Annotated in this window: 17 protein-coding genes; 1 reads left to right on the forward strand and 16 read right to left on the reverse strand. The window is 35.0% G+C overall.

All coding sequences use genetic code 11. The annotated features are described in order from the left end of the window. Positions 1–24 precede the first annotated feature (24 nt). From THYS13_RS03145 to pta, 16 genes are all read right to left on the reverse strand, one after another. Positions 25–258: a DUF2007 domain-containing protein gene (locus THYS13_RS03145; protein WP_042833120.1), complete on the reverse strand. Its 234-nt coding sequence runs from the start codon at positions 256–258 to the stop codon at positions 25–27. 50 nt (positions 259–308) lie between these two features. Continuing rightward, positions 309–569, reverse strand: a complete 261-nt coding sequence (locus THYS13_RS03150; protein WP_003869192.1) for a stage V sporulation protein S — start codon at positions 567–569, stop codon at positions 309–311. Between the two features lie 105 nt (positions 570–674). Beyond that, positions 675–1,739 carry an elongator complex protein 3 gene (locus tag THYS13_RS03155; protein ID WP_042833121.1) on the reverse strand — a complete coding sequence of 355 codons (1,065 nt, stop codon included), beginning with the start codon at positions 1,737–1,739 and terminating at the stop codon, positions 675–677. Then, on the reverse strand, positions 1,736–2,476 hold the full coding sequence (gene rnc / locus THYS13_RS03160) for a ribonuclease III (RefSeq protein WP_042833122.1): 741 nt from the start codon (positions 2,474–2,476) through the stop codon (positions 1,736–1,738). The genes THYS13_RS03155 and rnc overlap by 4 nt, the downstream gene beginning before the upstream one ends. Then, positions 2,448–3,677: a beta-ketoacyl-ACP synthase II gene (gene fabF, locus THYS13_RS03165; RefSeq protein WP_042833123.1), complete on the reverse strand. Its 1,230-nt coding sequence runs from the start codon at positions 3,675–3,677 to the stop codon at positions 2,448–2,450. The genes rnc and fabF overlap by 29 nt, the downstream gene beginning before the upstream one ends. Positions 3,678–3,743: 66 nt before the next feature. Beyond that, a complete protein-coding gene (gene acpP / locus THYS13_RS03170; protein WP_003866668.1) occupies positions 3,744–3,971 on the reverse strand; it encodes an acyl carrier protein in 228 nt (75 codons plus the stop codon). Between the two features lie 42 nt (positions 3,972–4,013). Continuing rightward, positions 4,014–4,757 carry a 3-oxoacyl-[acyl-carrier-protein] reductase gene (gene fabG, locus THYS13_RS03175; protein ID WP_042833124.1) on the reverse strand — a complete coding sequence of 248 codons (744 nt, stop codon included), beginning with the start codon at positions 4,755–4,757 and terminating at the stop codon, positions 4,014–4,016. Positions 4,758–4,759: 2 nt separating this feature from the next. Next, positions 4,760–5,689, reverse strand: a complete 930-nt coding sequence (gene fabD / locus THYS13_RS03180; RefSeq protein WP_042833125.1) for an ACP S-malonyltransferase — start codon at positions 5,687–5,689, stop codon at positions 4,760–4,762. A 4-nt stretch (positions 5,690–5,693) separates the two neighbouring features. After that, a complete protein-coding gene (gene fabK, locus THYS13_RS03185; protein WP_042833126.1) occupies positions 5,694–6,635 on the reverse strand; it encodes an enoyl-[acyl-carrier-protein] reductase FabK in 942 nt (313 codons plus the stop codon). Positions 6,636–6,647: 12 nt separating this feature from the next. Beyond that, entirely contained in the window at positions 6,648–7,643 is a 996-nt protein-coding gene (locus THYS13_RS03190) for a beta-ketoacyl-ACP synthase III (protein WP_042833127.1), read from the reverse strand. Beyond that, positions 7,636–8,634: a phosphate acyltransferase PlsX gene (gene plsX / locus THYS13_RS03195; RefSeq protein WP_042833128.1), complete on the reverse strand. Its 999-nt coding sequence runs from the start codon at positions 8,632–8,634 to the stop codon at positions 7,636–7,638. Before plsX ends, THYS13_RS03190 begins: the two co-directional genes overlap by 8 nt. Continuing rightward, positions 8,618–9,220 (reverse strand): transcription factor FapR, encoded by a 603-nt coding sequence (fapR, locus tag THYS13_RS03200; RefSeq protein WP_003869201.1) that lies wholly within the window; start codon positions 9,218–9,220, stop codon positions 8,618–8,620. Before fapR ends, plsX begins: the two co-directional genes overlap by 17 nt. 118 nt (positions 9,221–9,338) lie before the next feature. Then, entirely contained in the window at positions 9,339–9,521 is a 183-nt protein-coding gene (gene rpmF / locus THYS13_RS03205) for a 50S ribosomal protein L32 (RefSeq protein ID WP_003868236.1), read from the reverse strand. A 17-nt stretch (positions 9,522–9,538) separates the two neighbouring features. Further along, on the reverse strand, positions 9,539–10,024 hold the full coding sequence (locus THYS13_RS03210) for a DUF177 domain-containing protein (RefSeq protein ID WP_042833129.1): 486 nt from the start codon (positions 10,022–10,024) through the stop codon (positions 9,539–9,541). Between the two features lie 71 nt (positions 10,025–10,095). After that, complete coding sequence (locus THYS13_RS03215) at positions 10,096–11,301, reverse strand: acetate kinase (RefSeq protein WP_042833130.1); 1,206 nt, start codon at positions 11,299–11,301, stop codon at positions 10,096–10,098. A 19-nt stretch (positions 11,302–11,320) separates the two neighbouring features. Continuing rightward, entirely contained in the window at positions 11,321–12,319 is a 999-nt protein-coding gene (gene pta / locus THYS13_RS03220) for a phosphate acetyltransferase (protein ID WP_042833131.1), read from the reverse strand. Between the two features lie 132 nt (positions 12,320–12,451). Here pta and THYS13_RS03225 point away from each other — a divergent pair, with 132 nt between their 5' ends. Next, the gene (locus tag THYS13_RS03225; RefSeq protein ID WP_042833132.1) at positions 12,452–13,657 is read left to right on the forward strand and encodes a nucleotidyltransferase; all 1,206 of its coding nucleotides are present in this window, start codon (positions 12,452–12,454) and stop codon (positions 13,655–13,657) included. Positions 13,658–13,731 lie beyond the last annotated feature (74 nt).

A 13,731-nucleotide genomic window follows, 5' to 3' on the forward strand; every position in this document is an offset into this window, starting at 1 on the left:
CCTTCCATTTTACCACATCTACATTTAAATTTCATCTTCATTTTTTCGTATTTCTTCTACAATCTCCTCTATTTCTTCCTTATAAGAAGAAGGTGCTAGTATCTCTCCCCATCCTGTTACCATTTGAAACAATCCATCATAAGCCGTATCATGATAACTTCTTATAAAATGTGGTATCCCCTTTTCTTTTAAAATGCCTTCTATCAATTTCGCTTCTATTTCATTTTCCAACACTAAAATTTTAACGAAGCCTTCCATTAAAATCACCTCTATATAAAAATAAAACCTGCTAAAAAAGCAGGTTTAGATTATCTTGGTTCTACAATAAATTTTATCGCTGTCCTCATTTCGCCGTCTATCTCAATCTCTGAAAAGGCAGGAATCGCAATTAAGTCTATGCCATTTGGCGCCACAAATCCCCTCGCTATTGCAATAGCCTTAACTGCCTGATTTACTGCACCTGCCCCAACCGCCTGAATTTCTGCTGAAGACTTTTCTCTTAAGACGGCTGCTAATGCACCTGCTACAGACTTAGGTTTAGATTTAGCTGATACTTTTAGAACCTCCACTGTAAAATAACCTCCTTCATACATTATTGTGAAAATGAATACATTTGATATATATTTATATATTCGATAAAAAACCAATATTTCCTTCTTTTTTATAAAATTTTTTTAAAAATTATTTTTTATAAAATCGGTTATAGAAATACGCATAATCTTTTTATCAATGCAAACAACTACTTTGTCGTCAGTCAGACTATTTAATATTGTAAATTCCATTTTTACATTGTATTTTTTTTCTAAAAACAACTTGTTGAATTTTTTTTGCCCTATAATTGTTGAAATCCGTCTTTCATTAGAAAAAATTGTAACATTTGTGTCCCTTATATTTTTATCCTCAAATACTTTTAGGAGAATGTCAAGAATAACACTGGACTCAACTAATTGCCCCATCGCAGGATGAAAAGGACCTGCTACTATATCTTTATTGTAATTAATATTTTCTGTCGTTTGAAGTCCAATACGAATGACGTCAATATTATTCTTAATAAAAATTATATACATTTTCTTTGAAATTTCAACCGCCTCTTGCAAAGTCAGAGGGAAGAATCTTCCTTTTTTATACATTCTCTCAAGATAAGTATTTTTAATCACCAAAGTAGGATAAATCCTCACAAAATCAGGTTTCAACTCCACAATCTTATAAGCGGTATTTAAAGATTTATCTAAGTTATCTCCAGGTAGTCCTATCATTATTTGTAATCCTAATTTAAAGTCATACTGTCGAATTAGATTCACAGCTTTTACGACATCCTCACTTGTATGACCTCTTCTACTTTTTAAAAGCACTTCTTCATCCATTGACTGTACTCCAAGTTCTATTATTGAAACTTTGTATCTCTTAAGATTTTGTAAAATTTCGGTGTCTATATAATCAGGACGAGTAGACAAACGAATAGCATCTATTTTGCCTTTGTCCAAATATTCTTTCGCAATTCCCAAGTAGAGATTTTGCATATCCTGTGGTATTCCAGTAAAACTGCCACCAAAAAAAGATACCTCTATTTCTGCATCCCTTGGAAGAGTTTTTAAATGGGTTTCTATAGTTTGCCTTACGTATTCTTCTGTTATCTCCTGCTGTTGGCCTGTTATTGAATTTTGATTGCAAAAAACACATTTAAAAGGGCAACCTAAATGGGGTATAAAAAGTGGTATTATATACATCTTTTTTTTCATTTTAATATCCCCAATTTGATCAATGCTTCCATAGCCGCAGCTTGCTCAGCTTCTTTTTTACTTTTACCATAACCCTTTCCTAATATTACATCACCAATCCGCACTTGAGTTACAAAAGTTTTATTATGGTCAGGACCTATTTCCTCTATTAACTCATAGATAATTTTCCCTATTTCCATGCTTTGAACAACTTCTTGCAGCTTTGTTTTATAGTCGCGATAAATAAGCCCTTCCAAAACTTCTTCAATGATATTTTTGAACAATTCTAAAATTACATTGCGAACAACTTCTAATCCTCCATCCAGATATACAGCAGCCAGCATCGCTTCCATAGCATCTGCAAGAATAGAATCTCTTTCTCTTCCTCCCGTCAGTTCTTCTCCTTTGCCAATGCGCAAAAAGTTGCCTAATTCTATTTCTCTTGCACATCTGGCAAGGGAGGGCTCACAAACTATTTCAGCTCTATATTTAGAAAGAGAACCTTCTTCTAAATCTTTTCTATTCTTATACAAATACTCGCTTATTACAAGGCTTAGGACAGAATCTCCTAAAAACTCCAATCTTTCATTGCTAATCTTGCTATTTTTACCTTCGTGAGCCCATGAACTGTGAGTTAAAGCCTCTATAAGCAAATTTTTATCTTTAAAACTATAGTTTATCCTCTTTTCTAATTCAGGCAAATTTCCTCTTTTCACTTCCATACCTCTTTTAAAATTTTTTAAAAAGTAAAGTCCCATTATGTCCTCCAAAGCCAAAGGAATTAGAAATCGCATAATTTACTTCTTTTTCTATAGCCTTGTTAGGCACATAGTTCAAATCACATTCTGGATCAGGAGTTTCGTAATTAATAGTAGGAGGTATAATGCCATTTTTTATAGTCAAAACAGTAGCAACAGCCTCTATTGCCCCTGCTGCTCCTAATAAATGACCTATCATAGACTTGATAGAACTTACATAGAGTTTATACGCATGGTCTTTAAAGACTTTCTTTATAGCCATTGTTTCAAATTTGTCGTTATATTCAGTGGAAGTTCCATGAGCATTGATATAATCTATTATGTCAAAACTTACTTTTCCGTCCTTTAAAGCTGCTTCCATTGCACGAGCAGCTCCTTCTCCTTCTGGCGCAGGAGCAGTTATGTGGTAAGCATCATCTGTGGCACCATAACCTATTATCTCTGCATAAATTTTAGCTCCTCTTTTTTGCGCATGTTCTAAAGATTCTAAAATTAAGCTTGCAGACCCTTCTCCCATTACAAAACCATCTCTATTCAAATCAAAAGGACGAGAGGCTTTTTTAGGGTCCTCATTTGTGGACATAGCTTTCATTGCACAAAAACCTGCGAAAGACATAGGAGTTATAGCTGCTTCAGTACCACCTGTAAGTATAAGGTCTGCATCTCCCCTTTGAATAGCTTTAAAAGCTTCTCCTATAGCATTAGTACTGGAAGCACAGGCATTTACTATAGTCTCGTTTATCCCTTTTAGTCCAAAAGTTATTGCAATTTGACCTGCTGCCATATTTGCTATCATCATAGGGATGAAGAATGGACTTACTTTTCCAGGACCTTTTTCATACATAATTTTTAACTGGTTTTCAAAAGTTTCAATTCCTCCTATGCCTGTACCGTAAATGACCCCAAACCTTTTTAAATCAACTTTAGAAAGGTCAATTTGCGAATCCTCTAATGCCAATTTCGCACTGGCAACAGCAAACTGGATAAACCTATCCATTCTTCTTGCTTCTTTTTTATCTATATATAAAGTGGGTTCGAAATCTTTTACTTCTGCTGCTACCTTAGTAGGAAACTCCGACACATCAAACTTAGTAACAGTATCTATTCCAGACTCACCACTTATTAAAGAATTCCAAAATTTTTCTACAGTATTACCTAATGGTGTAATAACTCCTACTCCCGTTACAACTACTCTGTTCATCAGTTAAAACCCCCAAAATAGAGTAAAATTTTATATTGCATAAAGTCCCGCAACGCGGGACCTCAATTATTCAAGATTGCTTAAATATTCTACTACATCACCTACTGTCTTAATCTTTTCAGCATCTTCATCAGGAATTTCAATATCAAACTCTTCTTCCAGAGCCATTATGAGCTCTACTATGTCCAAAGAGTCTGCTCCTAAATCATCTATAAAAGATGACTCCATCGTTATTTCCTCTGGATCAATGCCGAGTTGCTCGGCTATTATGTCCCTTACTTTTTCAAAAATCATACCTTCTTCACCTCCTCTCAAAAATTATACATTATGATAATATTACATAACCATTCCTCCGTCAACATTTATTACTTGCCCAGTAATGTAATCTGAAGCTGGACTAGCTAAAAAAGCAACTAATTCAGCTACATCCTCCGGTTTTCCAGCTCTTTTCAAAGGAATGCTATTTAACATATTTTCTTTTATTTCATCTTTTAACACATTTGTCATATCTGTTTCAATGAAGCCAGGAGCTACAGCATTTACTGTTATCCCACGATTCGCTAACTCTTTTGCAACAGATTTAGTAAGTCCTATCACTCCTGCTTTAGAAGCAGCATAATTAGCTTGACCTGCATTTCCCATTATTCCAACAACTGATGTAATATTTATTATTTTCCCTTTTCTCTTTTTTATCATATACTTTGATGCAAATTTTATTACATTAAATGTACCTTTTAAATTTACAGCTATTACCTGGTCCCACTCATTTTCATCCATTCTCAAAATTAAATTATCCTTTGTAATTCCCGCATTATTTACTACAACATCTATACTACCAAATTCTTCTACAATTTTATCTATTGCTTTTTCCACTTCATCGTATTTAGAGACGTCACATTTGACAGCCATTGCCTCTACCCCATACTCTTTTGCTTTTTTTACAACCTCTTCAGCACTTTTATCACTTTTCGAATAGTTGACGACAATATTAAAACCATCTTTTGCTAAACGTAAAGCAATTGCTCGTCCTATTCCTCTTGAGCCACCTGTTATAAAAGCAGTTTTTCTTTCAGTTTCCATACTTATACCCCCAAAGCAGAGAGAGTCTTTAAAAGGGACTCCTCATCTTCAAAATTATAAGCATCTTTGGTTCTATCAATTTTTTTAACAAAACCTGTAAGAGTCTTTCCTGGTCCTATCTCAACGAAAGTATCTACTCCATCTTCAATCATTCTTTTTACAGATTGTTCCCATAGCACAGGATGACTCACCTGTTTTATGAGCAAATCTTTAACTTCTTCCTTTGTAACATAGTTAGCTGTTACATTTGATATTACAGGAACTTTCAACTCTTTTATTTCTATTTTTTCTAAATCCTTTTTCAAAAGTTCTCCTGCTTTTTTTAACATGCTGCAGTGGAAAGGGGCACTTACTGCCAATACTACTGCTCTTTTTGCACCTTTTTCTTTAGCTAGCTCGACAGCTTTTTCCACAGCTTTTACTTCTCCAGATATAACTAATTGTCCAGGGCAGTTATAATTAGCAGGTTCTACTATTCCAACTTGTGACGAAATACGGCAAATCTCTTCTACTACTTCATTTTCAAGTCCCAGTATTGCTGCCATAGTACCCACTCCTTGGGGTACCACTTCCTGCATATATTTCCCTCTATTTTTCACAAGTCTAACTGCATCTTCAAAATCCAAAGCTCCAGCCAATACTAAAGAGGAATACTCTCCTAAACTCAATCCTGCAGTAACCTCAGCATTTATCCCTCTATTTTGCAAAACCTTTGTTAAAGCAACAGAAACCGTTAAAATGGCCGGCTGAGTATTTTCTGTTTTCATAAGTTCTTCTTCTGGTCCTTCAAAACAAAGTTCAGATATGCTAAACCCCAAAGCTTCATCTGCTCTTTCAAAAATTTCTCTTGCCTCTTGGTATTTTTGGTATATTTCTTTGCCCATTCCAGCATATTGGGCACCTTGCCCGGGGTAAATAAAAGCTACTTTCATTTTTTCACCTCATTTTATTCAAATTGTCAATTACTTCCTCCGCTTGTTTTATTATGTCCTCTATTATTTCTTTAACAGGTTTAATATCATTTATAAGTCCCGCAATTTGCCCTGCCATAACAGACCCGTATTCTACATCACCGTCTACTACTGCTGCTCTTAATTTTCCTTCTCCTAATTTTTCTAATTGTTCCTTAGGAGCACCCATTTGTTCTAACTTTTCAAATTCTCTCGTCAGTTTGTTTTTTAATGACCTGACTGGATGACCTGTGCTTCTCCCTGTAACAACGGCATCTCTGTCTTTTGCTTTTACAATATATTCTTTGTAACGAGGATGAGCAGTACATTCAGTAGAGCATACAAACCGAGTTCCCATTTGAACCCCCGAAGCACCTAAACAAAAAGCCGCAGCAAAACCTCGTCCGTCAGCAATTCCTCCTGCAGCGATGACTGGAATTTTAACAGCATCTACTACTTGAGGTACCAACGCCAAAGTTGTCAATTCTCCAATATGACCTCCCGATTCTGTTCCTTCAGCAATAACAGCATCTACCCCAATGTCCTCCATTCTTTTTGCTAATGCTACTGAAGGGACGACAGGAATAACTTTAATACCCCGTTCTTTAAGTCTTTGTATGTACTTACCTGGATTCCCTGCTCCAGTAGTTATAACTTGTACTTTTTCTTCTAAAATAACCTCCATAACTTCATCAACAAAAGGAGACAAAAGCATTACATTGACGCCAAAAGGTTTATCAGTAAGTTCTCTTGCCTTCCGTATCTGTTCCCTTACAAAACTGGCAGGTGCATTACCTGCTCCTATTATTCCTAAACCTCCTGCATTTGACACTGCAGCAGCTAGTTCTGCAGTTGCGACCCATGCCATTCCACCCTGAAATATTGGATATTTTATATTGAGCATTTCTACTATTTTCGTTTTAAACATATTTTTCACCCCTTACTTGCTCCATCTTATAACACTTGATGCCCAAGTCAAACCTGCACCAAAAGCGACAGTTAGTATGACATCGCTTTTTTTTATCAGTCCTTTTCTATAGGCTTCATCTAAAGCTATAGCAACAGAGGCTGCAGAAGTATTCCCATATTTATCAAGGTTTATATAAACTTTATCATTGCTGAGTTTTAACCTCTTCCTCGCCGCTTCAATTATCCTTGTGTTTGCTTGGTGAGGTATAAGCATATCTATGTCTTCTGGTTTTAAACCACATCTGTTTAAAGCCTCAATAGTAGCACTATCCATTACTTTTACTGCAAATTTAAATACTTCTTGTCCCTCCATAAAAATAGTATGTAAATTCTTTTTTACAGTCTCTTCACTAGCAGGCATTCTTGAACCTCCTGCTGGCATGTACAAGTATTTTCCTCCAGTTCCATCAGATCCTAAATAAGTACTTAATATTCCATATCCACTTTCTACTCTTCCTACCACAGCTGCTCCTGCTCCATCTCCAAAGAGAACACAAGTGTTCCTGTCTTTCCAATTAGTAATCTTAGACAAAGTTTCTGCTCCAATAACTAATACTTTGTTATACATACCAGTCTCTACAAATTGTTGAGCAATAGCAAGTCCGTATATAAAGCCTGAACATCCGACGGAGATATCAAAAGCAGCTGCGTTGGCTGCACCCAAATTAGCTTGAACTATGCAAGCAGTAGATGGGAAATTCATATCTGGAGTAATGGTAGCAACAATAATCATATCAATTTCTGATGGGTCTACCTTTGCATCTTCTAATGCTTTCCTTGCAGCTTCAGTTCCTAAATCAGAAGCTGCTTGTGAAGGATCTGCTATGCGTCTTTCTTTAATTCCTGTCCTTGTAGTAATCCATTCATCAGAAGTATCCACCATTTTTTCTAAATCAAAATTAGTAAGAACTTTTTCGGGAACATAACTTCCTGTACCTAAAATTCCTGCAGCAATCTTTTCACACACTTAACTCATCCCCCATTGATTCAATTTCTTCTTTTATATGATTTAAAACATCATTATCTACAAAATTTTTAGTTTGTTTTATCGCATTAAAAATAGCTTTTGCTTTTGAGTTGCCATGGGCTTTTATGACTGGCTTTTTAATTCCTAAAAGAGGAGCTCCTCCGTATTCGGTGTAATCCATTTTTTTAGTTATTCTTTTTAGTCCCCCCATTATCAAAAGAGCACCCAGTTTAGTAAAAATATTTCGTGTCAACTCTTCCTTTAAAAGTTGTGAAATTACAGAGGCAATTCCTTCCATAGACTTTAATATCGCATTTCCCACAAACCCATCGCAGACTACAACTTCACAGACGCCGTAAGGAATATCTCTTCCTTCTACATTCCCAATAAAATTTAGTTTTGATTTTTTAAGTTCTTCAAAAGCCTTTTTTACTACTTCATTACCTTTTTCCTCTTCTACTCCTATATTAAAAAGCCCTACTCTTGGCCTTTCTATCCCAAACATTTTTTGTGCATAAACATGTCCCATGACAGCAAATTGCACCAAATTTTGAGCATCACAATTAGTATTAGAACCTGCATCTAATAACACAGTAGCCCCATTTAAAGTAGGAAGTATTGGAGCCAAAGCCGGTCGCTCAATTCCTTTAATGCGTCCTAAATTAAGCAATGCTCCTGCCATGAGAGCTCCTGTATTGCCAGCTGACAAAAAAGCATCCACTTCTTCCTTTTTAAGAAGTTCTAAACCTACTATCATTGAAGAATCCTTTTTCCTTCTAACAGCCGTAACAGGTGCTTCATCATTTTCAATAACTTCTGAAGCATAAACAAGCTTCAGCCTTTCCTCTTTTCCTTGGAGGCCGCGTAAAACTTCTTCTTTTCCAATAAGGATAATTTCCATATCTCTGAAATAATTTAGTGCCTCTAAGCTGCCTTTAATTATCTCCTCTGGAGCATGGTCACCACCCATAGCATCAATTGCTAACCTCAACAGTGTCACTCCTTTTTTTTAGAAAATCCTCATCAATGGCTACTAAAATGAACTTACCTCTGAATACTTCCTTATCTTTAACTTTTATCTTAACCCAGACAAAATATTTGTTTCCTCTTTGACGTATCACTTCGGCTTTCGCCACAAGTCTATCTCCTACCTTAACGGGAAACTTGTACTTTATGTTTGCAACTCCAATTAAAGCAGCAGAGGCATCAATAACAGACATAGCTAAAGACTCAGCTTGAGAATAAATGTATTGCCCTTTCACAATTTTTGTCTTGACAAAAACCATATCCTCTGTAGGCTCAAAAATCGAAATACCCCTTTTTCCTAATTCTAAGTCTATTAATTCTCCAACTACTTCAGTACCTGTAATAGTTCTCACTTTTTGATAATTTTCTTCTGCAACACTTTTTATACGCTCTCTAACTTCAGGGATTCCTAATTCCATCCTGTCAAGTCTTATAGTTTGTACACTTACTCCAAACATTTCTGCTAACTCGTCATCAGTATAAAAGGGGTTAGTATTTATTTTTTCTTTTAAAAGTCTTTGTCTTTCTACTTTACTCATTCGCACAGCCATATTACCAGCTCCAGATATTAGTTGTTTTTATGGCCTACCCAAAATTATAAATTATTTTTTTTGTAAAATCAACTAAAAAAAGTAGTAATAGGTCCTTTCCTATTACTACTTTTTTGTGTTACTCTTCTACTTTTATTACCTCTCTATCTTTGTAATAACCGCAGTTTGGACATACTCTATGAGGTAGTTTAGGCTCATGACATCTTGGACACAACACGTAAGCCGGTGCAGCTATTTTATAACTATTATTCCTTCTAGTATCTCTTCTCGCCTTTGATGTCCTCCTCTTTGGAACTGGCATCTTAACACCTCCTACATCTATTGCAGTAATTTAGAAAGGACGGTAAGCCGCGGATCAATATCTTCCCGCTTGCAGCTACAGGTTTGGTGGTTTAAATTAGTGCCGCAAACAGGGCACAGGCCTTTGCAATCTTCTTTGCACAAAAATTTCATTGGCAATGACAATATCACAAAATGAACTACAAAAGTAGTTAAATCAAAATTTTCATAAAAACTGTCATCTACTTCTTCGTCTACTGACTCCTCTACATATTCCCGTAATTTAAGGTCTAAATTATAAACAAACTCATCCAAACACCTGTCGCAGACGGCATTTATACTACCTGTCATATCAAGTTCTGCCAAAAGCCCTTCTTTTTGCGCGGTAATAGTACCTTTTACATGTAGAGGAGTTACAACTTTGTATTCTTCCCCTTTAAATTCAATGCTCTCTATGTCCTCTACATAGTCGATATTTACGCTGCGGCCAAGCTGTCCTTTGATTTTTAATAGATCGATTTTCATTTTTCTTCACACACCTTAAAATAATTGACATCACCTATTATACTAACCCCACAACCTGTTGTCAAGATTATCTACTTTAAACCTTTTACCAATTTTTCAGTATCCTTAGCAATCATATATTCTTCATTTGTAGGAATAACCATAACTTTAACTTTTGAATCTTCTGTAGATATAATTTCCTCTTTTCCTCTTACCTTATTCTTCTCTTTGTCCAGTTTAAAACCTAAAAACTCTAGATCCTCTAAAATAAACTCTCTCATTTCTGGTCCATTTTCTCCAACTCCAGCAGTAAACACAATTACATCAACACCACCCATAGCAGCTGTATAAGAACCTATTGTCTTTTTCACCCTATAAGCGAAAACTTTTAATGCCAACATAGCTCTTTTATGCCCTTCTTTAAAAGCTGCATTTTCTATATCTCTAAAGTCATTACTTATTCCTGAAATTCCGTACACACCTGATTTCTTATTAAGTATATCTATAACCTGTTCTGCAGTCAAGCCTTCTTTTTCCATTAAGAAAGTTATAATTGAAGGATCAACATTCCCAGACCTTGTACCCATAGCCAGCCCTTCTAATGGAGTAAATCCCATACTTGTATCTATCGACTTACCGCCTTTAACCGCAGTGATACTAGACCCATTCCCTAAATGGCAAGTAATAATTTTTAACTCTTCAATAGGCCTATTTAATATTTCAGCAGCTCTTAAAGATACATATTTATGGGATGTGCCATGGAATCCATATCTTCTTATTCTGTATTTCTCGTAGTATTCATAAGGAATGGGATAAATATACGCATAATCTGGCATTGTTTGATGGAAAGCCGTATCAAAAACTGCTACCATTGGCACCCCTGGCATTATCTGCTGACAAGCTTTTATTCCCTCAATATTAGCAGGATTGTGCAAAGGTGCAAGGTCAATACATGCTTCTAATTTTTTGATTACTTCATCGTCAATCAATACAGAATCAGTAAAAAACTCTCCCCCGTGCACAACTCTATGTCCTACTGCATCTATTTCTTTCATATCCTTTAATATTCCGATTTCTTTATCTACTAAAACCTCTAAAACAATTTGTATAGCTTCTTTGTGATTTTTCATATCTTTTTGTATCTTTATTTTATCTTTGCCCTCTACTTGATGAGTTAAAAGAGAATCATTGATACCTATTCTTTCCGCCAATCCTTTCGCTAACACTTTTCCATTATCCATATCCAATAATTGATACTTTAATGACGAACTTCCACAATTCATGACTAAAATTTTCATAATCGCTGCCTCCTCAAAGTTATTTTTGCACCCCTTGAGCTTGTACACAAGTTATTGCTATAACATTAACAATATCTTCTACACTACAACCTCTTGACAAGTCATTGATAGGTTTTGCAAGACCTTGAGAAATTGGTCCGATAGCATTAGCTTTAGCAAGTCTTTGCACTAGCTTATACCCAATGTTTCCAGCTTGCAAGTCTGGGAAAATAAGCACATTTGCATTTCCTGCTACAGGACTTCCTGGAGCCTTTAACTCCCCTACTTCTTTGACAATCGCAGCATCTAATTGAAGCTCACCATCAATTAGCAAATCAGGCGCCAATTCTTTTGCGATTTTAGTCGCATTTTTCACCTTATCTACTAATTCATGGTTTGCACTTCCTTTAGTAGAAAATGACAGCATAGCAATTCTAGGCTCAATTCCAGCAAGGACTTTTGCAGTATGGGCAGAAGCAATGGCAATTGCTGCTAATTCCTCTTCATTAGGATTAGGGTTTATCGCACAATCAGCAAAAATAAATACCCCATTACTTCCATAAATACAATTGGGCACTTCCATAATAAAAGCACTGGATACTACTTTCACATTAGGAGCAGTCTTTACAATTTGAAAAGCCGGTCTGAAAACATCAGCAGTAGCGTGAATGGCCCCAGATACCATACCATCAACATCGTCTAATTTGACCATCATGCACCCATAATACATAGGGTCTTTCATAATTTGATATGCCTGTTCTTCTGTAACTCCTTTGTTTTTTCTCAAATTATAATATTCTTCAACATATTTTTGTAAAAGAGGCGACTTTTCAGGGTCTATAATTTCTGCTTTCGCGATATCCAATCCCTTTGCTTTTTCTTTTATCTCTTCTTCCTTCCCTAATAAAACCACATCGGCAATACCTTCTTTGATAACTCTTTCGGCAGCTTTTAAAGTCCGCGCTTCACTTCCCTCAGGAAGCACAATTCTTTTTTTATTAGCTTTAGCTTTTTGTATGATACTATCCATTACTGCCATTTAAAATCTCCCTTCCTTTTCCAATTTTATCACTATAATATTGTATACACGATCTCCCTTTTACATTTTATCATATTTTATGTAAAATAATAAGTATATCTTAAAAAATTTTTTGAAAGGGTAAGAAGTTGTATGGGGATTTTAGGAATTATTGTCGAATATAATCCTTTTCACAATGGCCACCTTTATCATCTGCAAACTTCAAAAAAATTAACCAAATGCGATTATACTATAGCAGTAATGAGTGGAAACTTTGTACAAAGAGGGGAACCAGCTATTGTTGATAAGTGGAAACGAACTGAGATGGCGTTAAGAGCAGGTATAGATTTAGTCATTGAATTACCAGTAGTATACGCTACTTCCACTGCAGAAAATTTTGCTTATGGAGCAGTGAAATTATTAGATTCTTTAAAAATAGTAGATCGCATCTCTTTTGGGAGTGAAAAAGGCGATTTAAATGAACTCACAAAAATTGCTGCAATGCTTTTAGAAGAACCAATTTATTACAAAAAGGTATTAAAAGAATTTTTAAAAAGCGGCATAACTTTTGCAAAAGCCAGAGAATTAGCATTACAAAAAGTTATAAATAATAATGAAATAGAAAAGATTTTACAAACATCCAATAACATATTGGCAATAGAATACCTTAAAGCTTTAAAGAAAATAGGTAGTTTTATTATACCTTTTACTATAAAGCGAAGAGGCTCTTTATATACTTCGTTAGAGCTAAAAGGAGAATTTGCCAGTGCTTCTTCTATAAGAAAGCATATTTTTGAAAATGGACTAGAAGGCTTAGAAAAATATATACCGGACTTTACAAAAGAAATTTTGCAAAATTCTTTTGAAAAAAAACAAGGGCCCATATCTTTAGAGGAATTTTCTAATATTTTAATTTATCTGTTGAGAAATCATATTCCTCTCAATCACATATTTGATGTCTCAGAAGGTTTAGAAAATAAAATTTACAAAGCTTCTTATAAAACTAATAATGTTGAGGAACTTATAAAACTTGTAAAATCAAAGCGATATACAGAAAGCAGAATAAGACATATACTCATTCATTTATTACTTAATATAGATAAACAAATTTTTAAAGAATTTGATGGCCCTAATTATATAAGGGTTTTAGGTTTTAATGAAAAGGGCAAAGAAATGCTAAGAGAAATAAAGAAAAAATCTCCCCTTCCTATAATCACAAAAGTATCACAATATAAAATCAAACTATCTAATACTAAAATGTTTGAAAAAGATTTATTTGCTACTGATGTCTATACTTTAGCTTATAAAAACTCCTCTATCGCTGGTTTAGACTTCATACATCCTTTAATAAAACTTTAAATTCCCCACCATTCATTTTTAAAGGATTTTCTAAATAATATAGTAATGATACCAACACAAGGTGGGGATAAATC

Source organism: Thermoanaerobacter sp. YS13 (assembly GCF_000806225.2).
In the GTDB taxonomy this organism is placed as follows: domain Bacteria; phylum Bacillota; class Thermoanaerobacteria; order Thermoanaerobacterales; family Thermoanaerobacteraceae; genus Thermoanaerobacter; species Thermoanaerobacter uzonensis.

What these genes read in the sequence shown, in the direction of transcription:
- fapR (WP_003869201.1), bottom strand. Translation starts at nt 9,220, where the DNA reads ATGGCTGTGCGAATGAGTAAAGTAGAAAGACAAAGACTTTTAAAAGAA.
- THYS13_RS03215 (WP_042833130.1), bottom strand. Translation starts at nt 11,301, where the DNA reads ATGAAAATTTTAGTCATGAATTGTGGAAGTTCGTCATTAAAGTATCAA.
- THYS13_RS03225 (WP_042833132.1), top strand. Translation starts at nt 12,452, where the DNA reads ATGGGGATTTTAGGAATTATTGTCGAATATAATCCTTTTCACAATGGC.
- fabG (WP_042833124.1), bottom strand. Translation starts at nt 4,757, where the DNA reads ATGGAAACTGAAAGAAAAACTGCTTTTATAACAGGTGGCTCAAGAGGA.
- rnc (WP_042833122.1), bottom strand. Translation starts at nt 2,476, where the DNA reads ATGGGACTTTACTTTTTAAAAAATTTTAAAAGAGGTATGGAAGTGAAA.
- fabD (WP_042833125.1), bottom strand. Translation starts at nt 5,689, where the DNA reads ATGAAAGTAGCTTTTATTTACCCCGGGCAAGGTGCCCAATATGCTGGA.
- rpmF (WP_003868236.1), bottom strand. Translation starts at nt 9,521, where the DNA reads ATGCCAGTTCCAAAGAGGAGGACATCAAAGGCGAGAAGAGATACTAGA.
- THYS13_RS03210 (WP_042833129.1), bottom strand. Translation starts at nt 10,024, where the DNA reads ATGAAAATCGATCTATTAAAAATCAAAGGACAGCTTGGCCGCAGCGTA.
- THYS13_RS03145 (WP_042833120.1), bottom strand. Translation starts at nt 258, where the DNA reads ATGGAAGGCTTCGTTAAAATTTTAGTGTTGGAAAATGAAATAGAAGCG.
- pta (WP_042833131.1), bottom strand. Translation starts at nt 12,319, where the DNA reads ATGGCAGTAATGGATAGTATCATACAAAAAGCTAAAGCTAATAAAAAA.
- THYS13_RS03155 (WP_042833121.1), bottom strand. Translation starts at nt 1,739, where the DNA reads ATGAAAAAAAAGATGTATATAATACCACTTTTTATACCCCATTTAGGT.
- fabK (WP_042833126.1), bottom strand. Translation starts at nt 6,635, where the DNA reads ATGTTTAAAACGAAAATAGTAGAAATGCTCAATATAAAATATCCAATA.
- acpP (WP_003866668.1), bottom strand. Translation starts at nt 3,971, where the DNA reads ATGATTTTTGAAAAAGTAAGGGACATAATAGCCGAGCAACTCGGCATT.
- fabF (WP_042833123.1), bottom strand. Translation starts at nt 3,677, where the DNA reads ATGAACAGAGTAGTTGTAACGGGAGTAGGAGTTATTACACCATTAGGT.